7 protein-coding genes (1 of these 7 running past the window's edge) are annotated in these 20,384 nt (G+C 67.0%); all 7 read left to right on the plus strand.

The window, feature by feature from the left end:
• Window positions 1-12,961, plus strand: partial view of a non-ribosomal peptide synthase/polyketide synthase gene (locus ACQR1H_RS15580; RefSeq protein ID WP_434907800.1) — the 3' portion only. Its footprint begins 3,440 nt before the window's first position; only the last 12,961 of its 16,401 coding nucleotides appear in the window; the start codon falls outside the window, past its left edge; it ends in the stop codon at window positions 12,959-12,961.
• Window positions 12,962-12,968: 7 nt separating this feature from the next.
• Complete coding sequence (locus tag ACQR1H_RS15585) at window positions 12,969-13,952, plus strand: alpha/beta hydrolase fold domain-containing protein (RefSeq protein WP_434907801.1); 984 nt, start codon at window positions 12,969-12,971, stop codon at window positions 13,950-13,952.
• Window positions 13,949-15,682, plus strand: coding sequence for a cyclic peptide export ABC transporter (locus tag ACQR1H_RS15590; protein WP_434907802.1), 1,734 nt, complete (start codon window positions 13,949-13,951; stop codon window positions 15,680-15,682). The genes ACQR1H_RS15585 and ACQR1H_RS15590 overlap by 4 nt, the downstream gene beginning before the upstream one ends.
• 133 nt (window positions 15,683-15,815) lie before the next feature.
• Window positions 15,816-16,877, plus strand: coding sequence for a GNAT family N-acetyltransferase (locus tag ACQR1H_RS15595; protein ID WP_434863901.1), 1,062 nt, complete (start codon window positions 15,816-15,818; stop codon window positions 16,875-16,877).
• 18 nt (window positions 16,878-16,895) lie between these two features.
• Window positions 16,896-18,227, plus strand: coding sequence for a lysine N(6)-hydroxylase/L-ornithine N(5)-oxygenase family protein (locus tag ACQR1H_RS15600; RefSeq protein WP_434863902.1), 1,332 nt, complete (start codon window positions 16,896-16,898; stop codon window positions 18,225-18,227).
• Window positions 18,228-18,409: 182 nt separating this feature from the next.
• Window positions 18,410-18,763 (plus strand): hypothetical protein, encoded by a 354-nt coding sequence (locus ACQR1H_RS15605; protein WP_316216403.1) that lies wholly within the window; start codon window positions 18,410-18,412, stop codon window positions 18,761-18,763.
• A gap of 317 nt (window positions 18,764-19,080) precedes the next feature.
• On the plus strand, window positions 19,081-20,331 hold the full coding sequence (locus tag ACQR1H_RS15610; protein WP_315802947.1) for an ABC transporter substrate-binding protein: 1,251 nt from the start codon (window positions 19,081-19,083) through the stop codon (window positions 20,329-20,331).
• Window positions 20,332-20,384: the final 53 nt, after the last annotated feature.

The following is a 20,384-nucleotide window of genomic DNA, read 5'->3' on the forward strand; positions in this document are numbered from 1 at the left end:
TGCCGTGGTGGCGCATCACGATGCCCTGCGGCTGCAATTCGAGCAAAGCGACGGCACGTGGCACGCGAGATACGGCAAGATGCCGGCGAGCGCCGATCTGCTCTGGATCCGCACTGTTCAGGACGCGGCGGAGATCACCTCGGTTGCGGCTGCCGCGCAGGCGAGCCTGTCCTTGCAGGGGCCGTTGCTGCGCCTCGTCGGCATGGACGTTGCGGACGGCAGCCAGCGGCTTCTGATCGTCGTGCATCATCTCGTCGTCGATGGCGTGTCGTGGCGCGTCCTGCTCGAGGACATCGCCGCGGCGTATCGACAGGCGGCACAGGGCGCGGCCGCGATTGTTTTGCCTCCCAAGAGCCAGTCCGTGGCGTCGTGGGGCAGGAGGCTCGAAGACTACGCCGCGAGCAAGGAGCTGGCCGACCAGCTCGTCTATTGGAGACAGCGCAGCGTCGCTGACGATCTGCCGTGCGACGACGATCACGGGGAGACCGATCGCGTCGCCGACGGCGAAGACGTCGCCGTGTCGTTCGATGCCGACGTGACCGGGCAACTGCTCAAGCAGGCGCCCGCCGCCTACAGGACCCAGGTCAATGATCTGCTGCTGGCGGCGCTGGCCCGCGCGGTCAGCCGCTGGTGCGGACTCGGTGAATGCCTGGTCGAGCTCGAGGGCCATGGACGCGAGGATCTGTTCGAAGGCATCGACCTGTCGCGCACGGTCGGCTGGTTCACGACAGCATTTCCGGTTCGGCTCTCCGCTGGCGCGAGCGACGACGCCACCCTCATCAAGTCGATCAAGGAGGACTTGCGGGCCATCCCGGCGCGCGGGCTCGGCTACGGCGTGCTGCGGTATTGCGGCAGCTCCGAGCAGCGCGCCGCCCTGGCGGATGGAGCCGAGCCGCGGATCGTCTTCAACTATCTCGGCCAGTTTGGCGCCGGCTCCGACCTTGCCTTCGCGCTCGCGCCGGAAGGCGCGGGGCCGTCGCGCAGCGCCAGCGCGCCGCTCGGCCGCTGGCTCAGCATCAACGGCCAGGTGCTCGACGGCCGGCTGAAGCTGACATTCAGCTTTGGCCGCCGCCGCTATCGCCGCGCGACGATCGAGCGGCTGGCCGCGTGCTACTCCGCGGCGCTGCGCGAGCTGGTCGCGCATTGCACCGGTGACGCACACGGCCTCACGCCGTCGGACGTTCCGTTGTCGCGCCTCGGCCAGCCGGAGCTCGATTTGCTCGGCGCGACGCGTGATTGGCGCGATGTCGAGGATATCTATCCGCTGTCGCCGATGCAGCAGGGCATGCTGTTCCACACGCTGCGCGACGGCGACAGCGGCAACTATGTCAGCCAGATCGCCGTCGACGTCGAAGGCGCGGACGCGGCGCGCCTGCGCGCGGCGTGGCAGGCGGTGACGGCACGACACGCGGTGCTGCGGACCGCGTTCGTGTGGAGGGAATTATCGAGCGCGCCGCAGCAGGTCGTCCATCGGCAGGTTCCTGTTCCCTTCGTCGAGGAGGATTGGCGCGACCGTGCGGACTCGATGGATCGAGCCACGCGTGACGCGGCGCTGGCCGAGGTGGCGGCGGCCGAATGGCGCGCCGGCTTCGACCTGTCACGGCCGCCGCTGCAGCGGGTCCGTCTCATCGATCTCGGCGGCGGCGTTTGCCGCCTGATCTGGACCCATCATCACATCCTGCTCGACGGCTGGAGCGCGGCGAGGCTGATCGGGGAGATCATGCAGCATGTCGGCGGCGCGTCGCTGGGCGCACCGCGCGGCCGCTATCGCGATTACATTGCCTGGCTGCAACGACAGGATCGCGAGGCGTCGATTGCGTTCTGGTCGCGCTCGCTCTCGACGCTCGGCGAGCCGAGCCTGCTGGCCGATGCGCTTGGCGGGCCGGCCGCACCAGCCGAAGGCCATGCCTCGATCGACCTCGTCATCGATGCAGCGAAAACCGAGCGGCTGCAGCTCGTGGCACGGCGCGAGCGGGTGACCTTGAACACGCTGCTGCAGGGGGCCTGGGGCCAGCTGCTGCGGCGCTTGACCGGCCAGGATGTCGTCTGCTTCGGCGCCACGATTTCCGGCCGGCCGCCCGAGATCGCGGGTGTGGAAGAGACGGTCGGCCTGTTCATCAACACCGTGCCTGTGCTCGAGGACGCGAGACCGCAAACGCTGGTGGGCGACTGGCTGCGCAGCCTGCAGGATCGCAACGTCGACCTGCGCGAGCATGGCTGGATGCCGCTGCACGAGATCCAGCGTCTTGCCGGCCGGGCCGGCCGGCCGCTGTTCGACTCCATCTTCGTGTTCGAGAACTATCCGGTCGACGCGGCGCTGCGCGATCAGGCCGGCGAGGGGCCGCGCGCCAGCCGCGCCGAGCAGATCTCGATCACCAACTATGCGCTGACGGTCGCGGTGTTCGTGACCGACGCCGGCATCCGGCTCGGATTCCGTTACGATCGCAGCCGGTTCGACCGACCGCAGATCGAGCGGATGCAGGCGGCGTTCGCCTGTCTGCTCGGGCGCATCGCCGACGACAGCAGCCGCCCGGTCGCGGAGCTGCATGGCCTCGACGCCGACGCTTTGCAACGGGTGCTCCGCTGGAGCTCGGGACGCGCCGCGCCGACGGCGAAAGACGGCTTCGTCGACGTCGTGACGCAGATCGAACAGCAGGTCGCACGGTCGCCCGCGGCCGTCGCCCTGATCTCTGATCAGGAGGGGATCAGCTACGCCGAACTGAACGCGCGGGCCAACCGACTGGCGCGACAGATCAGGCAGGCCGGCGTCGCTCTTGATGCTCCCGTCGCCCTCGCATTCGAGCGCAGCGCCGATCTGGTCGTGGCCGTGCTGGCGGTGCTGAAGGCGGGGGCCGGCTACCTGCCGCTCGATCCGGATTATCCCAGCCAGCGGCTCGCCGCGATGCTGGGCGACAGCGGCGCGCGACTGGTGCTGACGCAGCCGCAGTTGCACGATCGGCTGATGGAGATCACGGCAGGGGCGGGCGCCGAGCTGATCGCCGTCGACGACAGCCGCGCTTCGCACGGGATCGATGCCGGCAATTCGGATCTCCGCAGTCCGATCCACGCCGAGAGCCTCGCTTATGTGATCTACACGTCCGGCTCGACCGGCATGCCGAAGGGCGTGGCCTGCACGCGTGGCGCGCTGGCGGCACGGCTGGCCTGGATGCAGCGGGAGTACGGGCTCGATCCCGGCGAAACGCTGTTGCAGAAGACGCCGTTCAGCTTCGACGTCGCGGTGTGGGAAATCCTGTGGCCGTTGACGGTCGGCGCGCGGCTTGCGATCGCAGCGCCGGGCGCCCATCGCGAGCCGAAGCGGCTGATCGATGCGGTCATTGCGCATGGCGTCACGACGCTGCATTTCGTGCCCCAGATGCTCGCGCAATTCGTGGCCGAGCCCGAGGCGCGCCGATGCGTGAGCTTGAAACGCCTGTTCTCTGGCGGCGAGGCTCTGCCGGTCCAGCTGAGGGACCAAGTCTACGCGGTATTTCCAGCGATCCGGTTCGACAACCGCTATGGACCGACCGAAGCGCTCATCAATGCCAGCTTCTGGAGCTGCCGCGAGGCGAGCGGGCCACGCGTGCCGATCGGCGTGCCGATCCCGGGTACGATCCTGCGCATTCTCGATGCCGACCTCAATCCGGTCGCCGAGGGTACGACGGGCGAGCTCCATATCGGCGGCGACGGGCTGGCGCGCGGCTATCTCGGTCGCGCGGCGCTGACGGCCGAGCGCTTCATTCCCGATCCGTTCGGACCTCCCGGCGCGCGGCTGTACCGGAGCGGCGATCTGGCGCGCTGGCGCAGCGACGGCGCCATCGACTATGTCGGCCGCACCGATCATCAGGTGAAGGTTCGCGGCTTCCGCATCGAGCTCGGCGAGATCGAGGCGCGGCTTCGGCAGCAGCCATCGGTCACTGCGGCCGTCGTCATCGCCAGGGAATTCGGGGCAGGCCGCCAACTGATCGGCTATGTCTGCGGTGACGGCACGCTCGACGGCGTCGTGCTGCGTGACACCTTGTCCGCGACGCTGCCGGACTACATGGTGCCGGCGTGGATCGTGGTGCTCGATCGTCTGCCGCTGATGGTGAATGGCAAGGTCGATCGCCATGCGCTGCCAGCGCCGGAGGCGCCCGCATCAGTCACGCGGATTGCGCCGCGGACGGCGGCCGAGGCTGCGCTGGCGGCCATCTGGGCCGAGCTGCTGCATCAGCCCGATGTCGGCATGACCGACAATTTCTTCGAGCTCGGCGGCGATTCCATCATCTCGCTGCAGATGGTCAGTCGCGCGCGGCGAGCCGGCCTTCTGATCGAGCCGCGCGACGTCTTCAAGCATCAGACACTGGAAGCCCTGGCGCGCGACGCGCGGCAGATCGCTCGGCTGGAGACGACGGCGGAGCAGGGCCTCGTCTCCGGGCCACTGCCGTTGTTGCCGATTCAGCTCCGCTTCTTCGAGCAGGAGCTGGACGCGCCCGATCACTGGAACCAGGCCTTGCTGCTGCGGCCGCAGCAGCGGCTCGACTGGGACGTGCTGCGGCGCGCGGCGGTGGCCGTCGTCACCCATCATGATGCGCTGAGGCTGCGCTTCCAACGCATCGACGGCACTTGGCGCGCTGAGCACGCGTCGGCGCCGGCCGCCTCCGGTCTGTTCCGATCGTGCGAGCTGGCCGACGGCGAGGCGGTCACCGCGCTGGCCGCTGAGGTCCAGGCGAGCCTCTCGCTCGCGCAGGGTCGTCTGGTGCAGATGGTCGGCATCGATCTGCCGGACGGCGGGCAGCGCCTCCTGATCGTGATCCATCACCTCGTGATCGACGGCGTGTCGTGGCGTGTGCTGCTGGAGGATCTCGCGGCGGCCTATGATCAGCTCATGCGTGGGCAGGAGGCGACGCTGCCGCCCAAGACGCACGCCTATGCCCAATGGGGCGCAGCACTGCACGCGCACGCGTGCTCGGATGTGCTGGCTGCCGAGCTCGATCATTGGTCCGGTCTCCGGCAGACGGATGACCTGCCGTGCGATGTCGATCATGCGGATCGGGATACGAGCGCCGACGCTGACGACGTGCTGCTCGCGATCGACGCGGAGCTGACCGCGCGCCTGCTGGGCGCGGCGCACGGCGCGTACCGAACCCAGGTCAATGATCTGCTGCTGTCGGCGCTGGCGCGTGCGTTGTGGCAGTGGTTGGGCCGTGAGATCATGGCGATCGAGCTCGAAGGCCACGGCCGCGAGGATCTCGGCGACGGGCTCGATCTGTCGCGAACCATCGGCTGGTTCACAACCGCCTTTCCGGTGCAATTGACGGCTGGATCGCAGCCGCCCGCCGAGCTGATCAAGGCGACCAAGGAGATGCTGCGGTCCGTCCCCAACCGGGGACTTGGCTACGGCGTGCTGCGCTACCTGGGGTCTGATGCCCAGCGTGCGGCGCTGAGGACGGGCGTGCAGCCGCGCATCGGGTTCAACTATCTCGGTCAGGTCGATGGCAGCGCGGACGAGACGGCGCTGTTCTCGATCGCGCCCGAGAGCGCAGGACCTTCGCGTGCGGCGTCGAGCCCGCTCCGCCACCATATCGCGATCAATGCGAGGGTGCTCGACGGCCGTCTGCAGTTGTCGTTCGGCTTCAGCAGGAAGCGCTATCGACGCGAGACCGTGACCCGCGTCGCCGATTGTTTCGGAGCGGCGCTGCGTGAGCTGGTCGACCACTGCACGAGCGGTGTCCATAGCCTGACGCCGTCCGATGTGCCGCTGTCGAAGCTGAGTCAGGCCGAGCTCGATGCGCTGGCGCTGGATTGGCGCGAGGTCGAGGACATCTATCCGCTGTCGCCGATGCAGCAGGGCATGTTGTTTCACGCGCTGCACGACGACGTCACTGGGGTCTACGTCAACCAGGTCGCTGCCGAGATCCGCGGCCTCGACGCCGGTAAGCTGCATGCTGCTTGGCAGGCCGTCAGCGACCGTCATGCCGTGCTTCGCACCGGTTTCCTGTGGCGTGAATTGTCCGGACCGCCGCAGCAAATCGTTTATCGCAATGCCGACGTTGCCTTCGTCGCGGAGGATTGGCGGGAACGTGCGGCGGGACTTACTCCGTCGGCGCTGGAGGCTGCGCTCACGGCGGCCGCGGACCGCGAGCGCGCCGACGGCTTCGATCTCTCGCGGCCGCCGCTGCAGCGCGTGCGGCTGGTCAGGATCGACGACGACCGGCATTGGCTGATCTGGACCCATCATCACATTCTGATGGACGGCTGGAGCTCGGCCCGCTTCATTGCCGAGGTGGTGCAGCAAGGGGGGCAGGGGGCGCTGCAGGGACCGCCGCCGCGCTACCGTGACTACATCGGATGGCTGCAGGCGCAGGACCACGGTGCGGCGGTCGAGTTCTGGCGAGCGGCGTTGGCCGGGCTCGACGAGCCGAGCCTGCTGTCGCAGCCTGCGGCCGGCGCTCGCGTCGGCCATGGCTCGCTCGCCATGGCGGTGGACGCCGATCTCAGCGAGCGGCTGCAACGCTTCGCGACCCGCGAACGGGTCACGCTGAACACGGTGGTGCAGGCGGCATGGGCGCATTTGCTCCGTCGGTTCACCGGCCAACCTATGGTCTGCTTCGGCGTGACGGTATCGGACCGGCCCGCCGGGCTCGCCGGCGCCGAAGAGATGGTCGGCCTCTTCATCAACACCTTGCCGGTGGTCGATACCAAGGATCCGGAGCAGCGCGTCGGCGCGTGGCTGCGGGACTTGCAGGATCGCAATCTCGGCCTGCGGGATCACGGCTGGATGCCGCTGGCCGACATCCAGCGGATCGCGGGCAGGAGCGGGCGTCCACTGTTCGACAGCATCCTCGTGTTCGAGAACTATCCGGTGGACGCGGCCTTGAAGACCCGAGATGGCCGTCTGAGCGTCAGCCGGACGAGGATCCTCGAAACCAGCAACTACCCGCTGTTCGTGAGTGTCGGTCTCGAAAGCGAGCTACGGCTGGTGTTCAATTTCCAGCAGCAACATTTCGACGACGTCCAGATCCGTCGGCTGCAGATGGCGTTCGTGCAACTGCTCGCGGCCATCGCTCGCGATGCGGAGCAGGCGGTCGGCTGCATTGCGGCTGATGATCCCGCTGATATCGCGCTGCTCGCACGGGTGAACGCCACAGCGGCCGCCGTGATATCGCCCGGTGTCGTCGCTCAATTCGAGGCGCAGACGGAGCGCGCACCCGATGCGATCGCGCTCGTGCACAATGAGGAGACGCTCAGCTACGCCGCGCTGAACGCGCGCGCGAACCGGCTGGGCCAAAGGCTCAGGGAGCACGGCGTCGGTCCCGATGTCGTGGTGGGGCTGGCGCTGGAGCGCGGTGTCACGATGATGGTGGCGCTGCTCGCCGTCCTCAAGGCGGGCGGAGCCTATCTGCCGCTCGATCCGGACTACCCGGCTGAGCGTCTCGCGCACATGCTGGCCGACAGCGGCGCCAAGCTGCTGCTGACGCAGGCGGCGCTCCACGACCGGCTCGCGCCGGTGCTGGCGGACGGCCACGCCGAGGTCTGGCTGCTGGACGAGGCGCCTGGAGAGGAAGCTGCCGACGTCGGCAATCTCGATGTCGCCGTCCATCCTGAAAACCTGGCTTACGTCATCTACACCTCGGGCTCGACCGGCCTGCCCAAGGGGGTGATGGTGCGTCATGGCGCGGTGACGAATTTCCTGGCGACCATGGCTGAGCAGCCGGGCATTGCGCGCGATGACCGCGTGCTCGGTTTGACCTCGCTGTCGTTCGACATCGCGGTGCTCGAACTCTGGTTGCCCCTGAGTCATGGCGCGCAGATCGTGCTGGCGGACCGCGCCTCGGCCCATGATCCCGCGGCGTTGAAAGCGATCGTGGCCCGTCATAGCGCGACCATGATCCAGGCCACGCCGTCGAGCTGGCGCATTCTGCTCGACCATGACGACGGCGGGCGTGGATGGCTGCCTCAAGGCTGCCGCTTGCTGAGCGGCGGCGAGGCGCTGGCGCCCGATCTGGCGCTCCGGCTGCTCGCGCTCGGCGGCGAGGTATGGAACCTGTTCGGGCCGACTGAAACCACGGTGTGGTCGGCACGTCATCGGCTCGATGCGCGCGATCCCGCACCCGTCCTCGGCGGCCCGATCGGCAGCACCACGCTCCACGTGCTCGACGGCGATCTCAACCGCGCCCCCGTCGGCGTGACGGGCGAGCTCTTCATTGGCGGCGAAGGCCTGGCCCGCGGCTATTGGCGCCGGGCGGCGCTCAGCGCCGAGCGCTTCGTTCCCGATCCATTCGGCGATCCCGGTGCGCGGCTGTACCGGACCGGCGATCTGGCGCGGTGGCGGGCCGATGGATTGCTCGACTATGTCGGCCGTGCCGACCATCAGGTGAAGATTCGCGGCCACCGCATCGAGCTCGGCGAGATCGAGGCGCGGTTGCGCACGCAGCCCGGCGTCCGCGACAGCGTCGTGGTGGCGCAAGAGCTCGGCGGCGGGCGGCAGCTCGTCGGCTATGTCAGCGGCGACGATCGGCTCGACGGAGCTGAGCTGCGCGCGACGCTCGCGTCGGCGCTGCCGGACTACATGGTGCCGTCGCGCGTCATGGTGCTGCCGCTTCTGCCGCTGACGCCGAACGGCAAGATCGATCGCAAGGCCTTGCCATTGCCCGATAGCCGGCCCGGGCAGGGACAGCGGACCGCGCCACGCAGTCCCGCCGAGGCGACGCTCGCCGCGATCTGGGCCGAGCTGCTGCACCAGCCGGACGTCGGCGTCACCGACAATTTCTTCGAGCTCGGCGGCGACTCGATCATCTCGTTGCAGATGGTCAGTCGCGCACGCCGCGCCGGTCTCGAACTGGAGCCGAGAGACGTATTCCTTCTGCAGACGATCGAGCTGCTCGCGCCGGCCTGCCGAGTGGCGCGGAAAGATCAGCCCGCGATTGCGCTCGCGCGCGGCGCATTGTCCGGGCTGACCAGCGAGGAGCTCGCCCGGCTCGGGGTCGACTGGGATCGCATCGAGGACGTCTACCCACTCTCGCCGATGCAGCAGGGCATGCTGTTCCACAGCCTGCGCGATGCCGGCAGTGGTGTCTATGTCAACCAGATCAGCGTCGAGATCCGCGGGCTGGACGTCGAGCGGCTGCGCAGCGCGTGGCAAGAGGTCTCTGACTCTCATCCGATGCTGCGCACGGGTTTTCTCTGGCGCGAGCTGTCCGGTGCACCGCTGCAGGCCGTCCATCGTGCCGCGAACGCGCCGTTCGTGATGGAGGACTGGCGCGGGCAGGTCGTCGATGAAGCGCGGCTGTCGTCGGCCCTGGCCGCGGAGCGTAACGTCGAGTTCGATCTCGCGGTGCCGCCGCTGCAGCGTGTCCGGCTGCTGCAGCTCGACCACGAGCGCCATCGCCTGATCTGGACCTACCATCACATCCTGATGGATGGCTGGAGCTCGGCCCGCTTCATCGGCGAAATCCTGCAGCGCTATTCCGGGCGGGCGCTCACGGCTCGTTCAGCGCATTATCGCGACTATGTTGCCTGGCTGCTGGCCCAGGACGCGCAGGCCGCCGAGCGCTTCTGGCGCGGACAGCTCACGGCCTTCGACCAGCCGACGCAACTGACCGATGCCTTCGGAGCACGGCGCCACGATGGGCACGGGCACCAGCGCTGCTACACGCGGCTCGACGAAGATGCGACCGCGGCCATGAAGGCGTTTGCGCGGCGCGAGCGCATCACCCTGAACACGCTCATCCAGGGCGTCTGGGCGCTGCTGCTGCAACGCTACACCGGCCAGCAGACCGTCACCTTCGGTGTCACCGTCGCCGGCCGTCCGGCTGGTCTCGACGGGGCCGAGCAGATGATCGGCCTGTTCATCAATACGCTGCCGGTGATCGAGACGCCGTCGCCGGCCACCACGATCGGCGACTGGCTGCGTGCCATGCAGGACCGTAACGCGGCGATGCGCAATTTCGAGCAGACGCCGCTCTACGACATCCAGAGCTGGGCCGGCCGTGCTGGCGAGAGCATGTTCGACAGTATCATCGTGTTCGAGAACTATCCCGTCGACCGGGGCCTGCTGCAGGGCGACGGCTCGCTTCAATTCGGCGAGCTGCGCAATGTCGACGTCACCAACTATCCGATGGACCTGTCCATCATGGTCGAGGATTCGCTGCAGGTCGAGTTCACCTATATGCCGAGCCACTTCACGCCGGATCAGGCGGAGCAGGTGAGGGCGCAATTCGAACATCTGCTCGCGGCTATCATGCGAAGTCCGGAAGCCGCGCTCGGCGCGATCGATGCGGCCACCGCTCAGGATGTGCAGCGCGCAGTCGCCTGCAATGGTCGGGCTGCGTCTTCCGCGACGCGTCCGCTCGTGCACGAGATGATCAGCGGTCATGCCCAGCGCGACCCGGAACGTGTCGCCCTCACGATCGGCGGCAGGAACGTGTCCTACGGTGAGCTCGATCGTCGTGCCAACCGGCTCGCGCTCCGCCTCGTCGGCGCCGGGCTCCAGCCAGACCAGCGCGTCGGCGTCGTCGTCGCGCGCAATGAAGCGACGATGGCCGCGCTGCTCGCCGTGCTGAAGGCCGGCGGAGCCTATGTGCCGCTCGATCCCGAGCTGCCGCCGGACCGCATCGCCCATCTGATGCGCGATTCCGGGATGAGCATGCTGCTGTCCGGCGCGCATGAGATCGCCGCCACCGAAGGTGTCCAGGCCGTCGATCTGGCCTCGTTCGATTTCGACAGCGGTCCGCACCATGCGCCGGATCCGGGCCTGCATCCGGAGAATCTGGCTTATGTAATCTACACGTCCGGCTCGACCGGGCGGCCGAAAGGCGTCGCGGTCGCGCATGGACCGCTGGCGATGCATTGCCGGGCGACCGCTGCGCTCTACGAGCTCGACGAGCACGCAACCGAGCTGCATTTCCTGTCGCTGGCCTTCGACGGCGCGCATGAACGGTGGCTCACGGTGCTGTCGCAGGGCGCACGGCTGGTCATGCGCGATGCGGAGCTGTGGACGCCTGAGCAGACGGTCGCCGAGCTTCATGCGCAGCGCGTGACGCATATCGGTCTGCCGCCGGCCTACCTGCAGCAGGTCGCCGAATGGGTGGAGCAGACCGGAAATCCGCCGCCGGTGCGGTTGTATTCGTTCGGTGGCGAGGCCATGCCGAAGGCCGGCTTCGACAAGGTGAGGCGGGCGCTGAAGCCGCGGATCCTGATCAACGGCTATGGTCCGACCGAGACCGTCGTGACACCGCTGGTGTGGAAGGTCGATGGCAACACGGCATGCGACAAGGCCTATGCGCCGATCGGCATTCCCGTCGGCCGCCGCACCGCCTACATCCTCGATGGCGCGCTGAATCTCGTTCCGGCAGGCGCAGCCGGCGAGCTCTATGTCGGCGGCTTCGGGCTCGCGCGCGGCTACCTCGCCAAGCCAGGCATGACGGCGGAACGCTTCGTGCCGGATCCATTTTCGACGGAGGAGGGCGCACGTCTCTATCGCACCGGCGACCTGGCCCGATGGGATGCGAGCGGCACGATCGAGTATCTCGGGCGCAGCGACGATCAGGTCAAGGTCAGCGGCTTCCGGATCGAGCTTGGCGAAATCCAATCGGCTCTGCTGAGCGACCCCGCAGTCGCACAGGCTGCCGTGCTCGCGGTGGCGGGTGCGGGAGGAAGTCAGCTCGTGGCCTATGTGGCGCCACGGGCGCCGGGTGACGCCGCCGCTGCAGCGGCCGAGCGCCTGTCGGCGGCGCTGACGGCCACGCTGCGCCGGACATTGCCGGCCTACATGGTTCCGGCCCGCATCATCGTGCTCGAGCGCCTGCCCACGCTGTCGAGCGGCAAGGTCGATCGCAAGGCGTTGCCCGCGCCTGGTATCGCAGCCGGGCGCGCGTTCATCGCCCCGGAAAGTCCGCCAGAGGTCGCGATGGCGAAGCTGTGGGCGGAGGTTCTCGGCGTCGCGCAAGTGGGCGTCACCGACAACTTCTTCGAGCTCGGCGGCAACTCGATTCTCAGCCTCAAGGTGATCGCGCGGCTTCGCCGCGAACCGGTCCTCGATGGCGAGATCAAGCTGCGGGATCTCTTGCAGAAGCCGACCATTCGCGCCTTGCTCGGCTCGCCCGCAGCATCATCCACGCGGCCGTCGGCGCTGCTGCCCCTGAGTTCGCCGGTCGATGGCGCGGCGCCCGTGTTCTGCCTTCACGGCGGCTTCGGCACCGTGTTCGACTATGCGCCGCTGGCGCGTCGTCTGGAGGGAGAACGGCAACTGATCGGTCTGCAGTGCCGGACGCTGATCGAGCCGTCCTTCACCGATCGCTCGCTGGCGGCGATGGCCGTGGACTATGCCGATGAGATCGTACAGACGCAGAGCGAGGGGCCCTATCATCTGATCGGCTGGTCGCTCGGCGGGCTGCTCGCGGGCCTGGTTGCCGCCGAATTGGAACGTCTCGGCGCGCGGGTCGAGCGTCTGGCGCTGATCGACAGCTTCGTTCCGCATGGCGGCCAGCAGCCGTCGCTGCATTGGACTGACGACTTGCTCGCGCTGCTCTCGGTCACGGCGCCGGGCGTGCAATTGTCAGCGATCGCGTCGCAGGTGACGGCGATCCGCTCCGCCGATGCGCCGGCGACGGACGAGGTGATCCGGGGCCTCGTCGCCGATGCGATCGGCATGGCACCGCTGCAGCCGCGCGACGGCCTTCTCGGCATCGACGACATCGTCGCGGCCTTCAGGGTCGGACGCCATCTCGCGCACCTGGCGCAGCCGGCCGAATGGCCGGCCGATCTCGCTGTCGCGCCCGGCTGTTGGTGGACCTCCGGCCGGCTTCGACAGCGCGATCGGCTCGTGGCGCAGCTGCCGCAGGCGGCAGACCTCGGCGTGGTCGGCGACGATCACTTCGCGATCCTGAGCAACGAATCCTTCCTGACGGCGCTCGGCGCGTGGCTGGAGCCGGACGAGGCGGCGCAGACATCGCCGGCGCTGCAGTCCGAACCGGCTGAATGAGGTGGTCATGAGCCTTCACCCTGATATCGCCGCGTTGCTCGAGATGATCCAGCTCGGAACCGAAACCGGCGCGCGCATCCCGTTTCCGCAACTCACGCCGGCGCAGGCGCGCGCCGATTTCGACGCGTCGTCACCGCTGCTGGATGTCGATCCGCCGCCGCTCGCGTTCGAGAGGCAGCTTGCGCTGCCGATGCGCGACGGGACGGAGATTGCCGCACGGCTCTATGCAGCGCGGCCGTTGGATGTCGCCGATCCGATGCCCGTGCTGCTCTACATGCATGGCGGCGGCTTCGTCGTCGGCAGCCTCGACTCGCACCAGCCGCTGTGCCGCGGCCTCGCGGATGACAGCGGCGCGGCGGTGCTGTCGATCGACTATCGGCTGGCGCCGGAGCATCGGTTTCCGACGGCGTTCGAGGATTGCGTCGATGCGCTCACCTGGATCGGGCGCGAGGGGCCGGCGCTTGGCTTCGACCCGCGGCGAGTCGCGATCGGCGGCGACAGCGCGGGCGGAACGCTGGCCGCGGCGCTGGCAATCGCCGCGCGCGACGACCGGGCCTTGCCGCAGCCGATCCTTCAGGTCCTCGCTTATCCCGGGCTCAGCCCGCAGCAGATCTCGGACTCCTACGAGAACTACGGCTCGGGCTATCTGCTCGAGCGCGAGACCGTCGACTGGTTCTTCGACCACTATCTGCCCGAAGGCACTGATCGCCACGACTGGCGATTTGCGCCGCTGGCGGCCTCCGACCTCACGCGCGTCGCGCCCGCGCTGATCGTGCTGCCCGAGTTCGATCCGCTGGTCGACGAGGGGCAGGCCTATGCCGCACGCTTGCGCGAGGCCGGCGTCGCTGTGGACTTGAAGGTCTATCCCGGCATGGTCCACGAGTTCCTGCGCATGGGCAACGTCGTGCCCGACGCCCTCCAGGCCCGCGCCGGCATCGGCGACAAGCTCGCCGCTGTCTTCGCCACACGAATGGGAGCCGGCGGCCGATGATGACGCCATCCAATCCGGCAATCGCCAACGTCGGAAGCCTGCTGCGGCCGTATTGGCTGCTGCTGGCGGCAGCCATCCTGCTCGGCCTGCTCGGCGGCGCCAGCGTTGCGGGTCTGCTCGCCGTGGTGAACCGCGGCCTTTACGCAGGCGCAGGCGACGTCGGCGGCCTGATTGCCTCGTTCGCGGGTCTCTGCATCCTGATCGTGATCGGGGCGGTTGGCTCTGACATCAGCGCCAATATCGTCGGGCAGCGGATCGTGGCCTCGTTGCGCAAGTCGCTGGCCGCCAAGATCCTGATGGCGCCGATCGACCAGCTCGAAGCCTATCGGTCGCACCGCCTCATCCCGGTCCTGACCAAGGACGTCGATGCCATCAGCGATTTCGCCTTCTTCTTTCCCGCCTTCCTGGTGTCCGGCGTCATCGTCGCCGGCTGCCTGATCTACCTCGCGGTGCTGTCGTGGCCGTTGTTCCTGGTCACGGCAATCTTGATCGCGCTCGGGTCGTTCGTCCATTACCTCGCCCGCAAGCGCGGAATGACGGGCTTCAATCTCGCGCGCCAATACGAAGACGATCTGCAGAAGCACTACCGCGCGATCTCCGACGGTGCCAAGGAGCTCCGTCTTCATCGCCAGCGTCGGCGCCATGTCCATGTCGATCTGATCGGACGGACGGTCGACCAGATCGGCGACGTGCAGATCAAGGCGATCAATCTGCTGGTGACGGCGCGTGCGCTCGGGACGGTTCTGCTGTTTCTGGTGATCGGGACCGCGCTGGTGCTGCGTCCACTGCTGTGGCCCGACAGCCCGGCCTCGGTGTCCAGCGGCTTCGTGCTGGTGCTGCTGTTCATGCGCGGACCGATCGACCAGTTGATCGGCATGCTGCCGTCGCTCGGCCGCGCCCAGGTTGCGATGCGCCGGATCGCCGAGTTGTCGGAGCGTTTCACCGCCGCAGAGGCTGAACTGCTCGATGATCCCCAGGATCGGACCGCTGAGCAGATCGAATCCATCGAGCTGCGCGGCGTCTCCTATGCATTCCCTGCGTCGTCATCCGAACGCCCCTTTGTCATCGGACCGATCGACCTTCGCATTCGCCGCGGCGAGATCGTCTTCATCGTCGGTGAGAACGGCAGCGGCAAGACGACGCTGATCAAGCTGCTGCTCGGGCTCTATGTGCCGGACCGCGGCGTACTGCTGCGCGACGGCAATCCCGTCGTCAGCGAGACCCGCGACGACTATCGGCAGCTCTTCACCACGATATTCTCGGACTATTTCCTGTTCGACACCCTGGCGCAGCAGAGCAACCAGCCGCCTGACCTCGCACATCGCTATCTCGACCGACTCGAGCTCGCTCACAAGGTCTCGATCGATGGCGGCGCGTTCTCCACCACCGACCTGTCGACGGGCCAGCGCAAGCGGCTCGCCCTGATCAATGCCTGGATCGAGGGACGGCCGGTGCTGGTGTTCGACGAATGGGCGGCCGATCAGGATCCAGCGTTCCGCCAAATCTTCTACACCGAGCTGCTCGCCGACCTCAAACGTCTCGGCAAGACGATCATTGTGATCTCGCACGACGATCGCTACTTCCACTGCGCCGATCGGATCGTGCGTCTGCGCGACGGTCGGATTGACGCCAGCGACGCCGCGGAACGCCGCGAGCCGGCACAAAGGCAGCGCACGCTCACGACTGTTCTGCATGAACCCGCTGCATCGCTTGGAGCATCGAAGCCGTGAGCCGCATCTTTGTAGTTAATCTAAAAACAGCGCTACGGACTTTGTTGTCTTCGTCGTGCCGGCCGATCTACATCCTGAGCGGGAGTGGACAGAGATGACGCCCGTGCAGATCAATGAGAGGGAGGGAGTTCGCATGAGCGCGACCGCGAGCGTTACGGGCAGTATCCGGACATTCCCTGTCGCAACCGACGCGACAATGTCGGTCGTTCGCGACGATGACGGGCTTCGGGTGATCGCGGACGGCGCGCCACTGCTGGCGCTTCGGCCGGATGGCGAACTGACGCGTCTGATCGTGCACGACGGGGTCGATGATTGGCGCCGGCTGTCGCGCGGAGCCGCGGCAATGGCCGAAGCGGTCTTTGCCTGGACGCCGTCACTGCAGAGGCTCGACCTTGCACTCGACGACAACCCGGCAGCAGCATCGGCCCTTGCGAACGATGGCCTCGCGGTGGTGACCGACGGCAGGCTGGCGCTGTATCCGGACATGGTGATGCAGTTTCGCGAGAACTGGCTGACGGACGCCGCGCGCCCGGCGTTTCCACAGTCCTACGCGATGACCGACGGCAGGCGCCATCCGCGGCGGCCGCCCAAGCCGGTCGGCACCGTCTACGCCCGTTTCATTCCCTGGCTGTCCGACGTCGTCAGCTTTCGCGTCATCGACATCGCTCACGATCTCCCGTTGGTCCACCGCTGGCTCAACGATCCGCGGGTGGACTCGTTCTGGAACGAAGCGGGGGACATCGACAAGCACCGGCAATATCTGTCACGGATCATGTCGGACCCGCACATGGTGCCGCTGATCGGCTGCTTCGGAGATCAGCCGTTCGGCTATTTCGAGCTCTACTGGGCGAAGGAAAATCGTATCGCACCGTTCTACGACGCGGCGGACTATGATCGCGGCTGGCACGTGATCGTCGGCGAGGACGGTTTCCGAGGCCGCCGCTTCATCACGGCCTGGCTTCCCTCACTCATGCACTACATGTTCCTCGACGACTGTCGCACCGAACGTGTCGTCGGCGAGCCGGCGGCGGCACATTCCCAGCAGCTTCGCAACCTGGATCTGGCGGGGTTTGCCCGGCTCAAGAATTTCGATTTCCCCCACAAGCGGGCAACCCTCGTCATGTTGCTGCGAGAACGCTTCTTCGGCGACCGGCTGTGGCAGCCGGCGGCCAAGGAAGCACCCACAGAAGCCTAGCGCGGACGGAGCATCACCATGTCGTATCATCCTGCCCCTGATTATGATGTCGTCGGCGTCGGCTTCGGGCCATCGAACCTCGCACTGGCGATCGCGCTCGACGATTGCTTCAGACAGCAGCGTCTGAAATGCCGGTCCGTGTTCCTGGAAAAGCAGCAGGACTTCAAATGGCATGGCGGAATGCTGCTGCCCGGCAGCAACATGCAGATCTCCTTCCTCAAGGACTTGGTATCGCTGCGCGATCCGACCAGTCCGTTCACCTTCGTCAACTACCTGCACAAATCCGGCCGGCTGCTCGACTTCACCAACTGCAAGACATTCTATCCCAGTCGGATCGAGTTCAACGACTATCTCCGATGGGTCGCAGGCCAGTTCAGCACCACGGTTGCCTACGGAGAAACAGTCGAGTCGGTCGAGCCCGTGCATAGCGGTCAATCCGTCACCGCGCTTCGTGTGCTCACGCGCATGACTGACGGAAAGGAGCGATCACGCGTGACGCGTCACCTCGTGGCGGCCGTCGGCGGCGTGCCGCACATCCCTTCCATATTTCAACCGATCGCGAGGGATCCGCGGGTCGTGCACACCAGCGGCTATCTGAGTTCCTCGCTCGCGGCAGGATCGGACGGCCGGTCGCCGCGGGTGGCAGTCATCGGGGGTGGGCAAAGTGCGGCTGAGGTCACGCTCGATCTGAGCGAGCGGCTTCCGGACGCCCAGATCGATCTGGTCTTCCGTGGGCACGCGCTCAAGCCGGCGGACAGCAGCCCGTTCGTGAACGAGATCTTCAATCCGGACTACACCGATTATTTTCATTCGCGGTCCGATCGGCAGCGCGAGACGATCGTCCGCAGCTTCCGCAATACCAATTATGCGGTGGTCGACCCCGACCTGCTCGATCAGCTCTACCGGATGACGTACCAGCAGCGGGTTGCCGGCGCTCAGAAACTGGCTCTCCATCCGCGCAGCGAGATCGTCGCAGCCTATGCCTCCCCTGAGGGGATGGTGCTCGAGATCGTCAACAAGGACGAAGAGGTCCGCCGCCGGGCCGCGTACGATGCTGTCGTGCTCGCCACCGGCTACGAGCGATCTCCGATTCCGGCGTGTCTCGGTCCGATCAGCCGCTACATCGAATCGGCGTCGCTCGACCGCGACTATCGTCTACAGACGAGCCCGGCGTTTCGTCCGCAGGTCTACGTGCAGGGCTGCGCCGAAACCTCGCACGGCCTCAGCGACACACTCTTGTCGGTGCTGCCGATGCGGGCACAGGAGATCACACAGTCGCTGGTGTCGGCAACAGCGAGAGAACATGACGCGGCGCCGTCTCACGACCAGGCTGAGCGCGTGTATTCGTGATGGACGGCCGAATGCAAGCCGCGAGGAGCGCGCCGCGCGCGGCGTCATGAAATGAGACGAAACGATCGGGCCTTCCCTGGCGTGTCGCGGTCGAATTGTCATCGGGGGGCGCCGTGCCTGCAATTGCTGGATTGCCGACATCTCGGGTCGGCCGGCGGGCGCGGTGGAGTGCAGGAATGGAAATGGGTGAGCCGCATCTGCCTGAGCGGGCCGTAACCTTGCTGGTGTCGAGTGAATACGCGCGGCTCGTCGGGCGGACCATGTCGGAACGGCTCGACTACATCGTCGACATCGCCTCGCTGCATACGCGCGACGAGTTGGTGCGGCGGCTGGACCTCGGCCGCGTGGTCGTGCGGCAGGTCGAGAAATGGCTCGCGTTCCATGGGCGCCGTTTGCGGCGTCCGAATGAAAGCATCGATATCGTCATGTGCGGATTGGAGTTTCGGAAGCGGCGTGTCCGGCGCTCCCGGGTGGCGGCACGAACGCGACGATTGAACGGCAGGACGCTCCCGAGGGAGCCAGGCCGAGGCGGCTGAACGGCTCGGGCTCTGCCTGAGCGGCGAGCCCACCGGAGACTCCCATCGAGGCACTGACGGGACCGCGATGCACACGGAATGCACCGCGGGCGTTATCGCGTCGCATCATGGAAAATGAGACTCGTCGTCAAGGTCGAGGCGGGGCGGGTTGCGCGGGGGCTCGGCTCATCCGCTAGCCTCCGTGGTCGATGGGGGCTCACCGTCGCTCGTCAGAGATGACGCGAGGTGACGGGAAGGTCCACTGCCAACATGGCCAAGAAAACAGTGGCCGGCACACGCTCGTGTGCCCCAGCAATGGGCGACAAGGGAGGAGTTCGATGCACATGCGAAGTGTAGGTATCGCCGTGTTCACGGCGCTTTTGCTGTCCAGCACAGCGTTCGCGCAGGAGAAGATCAAGGTCGGCGTCACCGCGACGCTGGAGGGCACCTATACCGTGCTCGGCGAGGACGGAATGCGCGGACATGTCACCGCGCTGAACGTGTTGGGCAAGAAGGTCGGCGACAAGGAGCTGGAATTCGTCGTCGCGTCGACCGACGCCACGCCGGACTCGGCCGTCCGTGCCGTACGCAAGCTGATCGAGCAGGACAAGGTGCAGATCCTGCTGTCGCCGCTGTCGGGTGACGAGGGCATCGCGGTCAAGAACTTCGCCAAGACGCACCCCGAGCTGACCTTCGTCAACGCCGCGTCGGGTGCGCAGGAGACGACCTATGTCGATCCTGCGCCGAACTTCTTCCGCTTCAACATGGATGGCGCCCAATGGCAGGTCGGCCTCGGCAAATACGCCTATGAGACCAAGGGCTACCGCAAGATCGCGACCGTCGGCGAGGACTATTCCTTCATCTACACCCAGGTGTTCGGCCTGGCGCTGGAGTTCTGCGGCCTGGGCGGCAAGATCACCAGCCGGCAATGGGTCCCGCTCGGCACCAAGGATTTCGCGTCGGTGATCGCGGCGCTGCCCGATGATGTCGATGCGATCTATCTCGGCCTCGGCGGCGCCGATGCCGTCAACTTCCTCAACCAGTATCAACAGGCCGGCGGCAAGGCGCACCTGATGGGCGGCTCGATCATGATCGACCAGACCATCCTGTCGTCCAAGGGAAATGCCAAAAACGCCCTGATCGGTACGATTGCTGCATCGGGTCAGGCCGATACCTGGGAGGATCCGCGCTGGCAGAAGTTCGTGAAGGCCTATCAGGACTCGTTCCCGCCGGAGAAGCGCTTCCCGAGTCCGTCGCTGCTGGCGACCAACTATTATGGCTCGACCATGGCGTTAATCCTGGCGCTGCGCGAGGTCAATGGCGATCTGTCGAACAACCAGGCCAAGCTCAAGGCGGCGCTGGCGAAGATCGAGATCGATGCCCCCAACGGCAAGATCAAGCTCGACGCCAACCGCCAGGCCATCGGCACCAACTTCGTCACCGAGGTGGTCGACGACGGCAAGGGCGCGCTGTTCAGCAAGGTCGTGAAGGTGATCCCCGACGTCAACCAGACGCTGGGATACGACGCCGCGACCTTCGCCAAGATCGGCCTGCCGAGCCGCACCGTGCCTGAATGTAAGAAGTACTGACCTTTCGACAGGGAGCGGCGCGGCTCGAGCAGGCTCGGGCCGCGTAGTCGCGT

Origin of the sequence: Bradyrhizobium sp. HKCCYLRH2015, assembly GCF_051168215.1 — a bacterium.
Classification (GTDB): Bacteria; Pseudomonadota; Alphaproteobacteria; order Rhizobiales; family Xanthobacteraceae; genus Bradyrhizobium.

Bases quoted from the DNA above. Each gene is read 5' to 3' on its own strand.
- ACQR1H_RS15585 (WP_434907801.1), top strand. From the start codon at position 12,969: ATGAGCCTTCACCCTGATATCGCCGCGTTGCTCGAGATGATCCAGCTC.
- ACQR1H_RS15590 (WP_434907802.1), top strand. From the start codon at position 13,949: ATGATGACGCCATCCAATCCGGCAATCGCCAACGTCGGAAGCCTGCTG.
- ACQR1H_RS15595 (WP_434863901.1), top strand. From the start codon at position 15,816: ATGAGCGCGACCGCGAGCGTTACGGGCAGTATCCGGACATTCCCTGTC.
- ACQR1H_RS15600 (WP_434863902.1), top strand. From the start codon at position 16,896: ATGTCGTATCATCCTGCCCCTGATTATGATGTCGTCGGCGTCGGCTTC.
- ACQR1H_RS15605 (WP_316216403.1), top strand. From the start codon at position 18,410: ATGGGTGAGCCGCATCTGCCTGAGCGGGCCGTAACCTTGCTGGTGTCG.
- ACQR1H_RS15610 (WP_315802947.1), top strand. From the start codon at position 19,081: ATGCACATGCGAAGTGTAGGTATCGCCGTGTTCACGGCGCTTTTGCTG.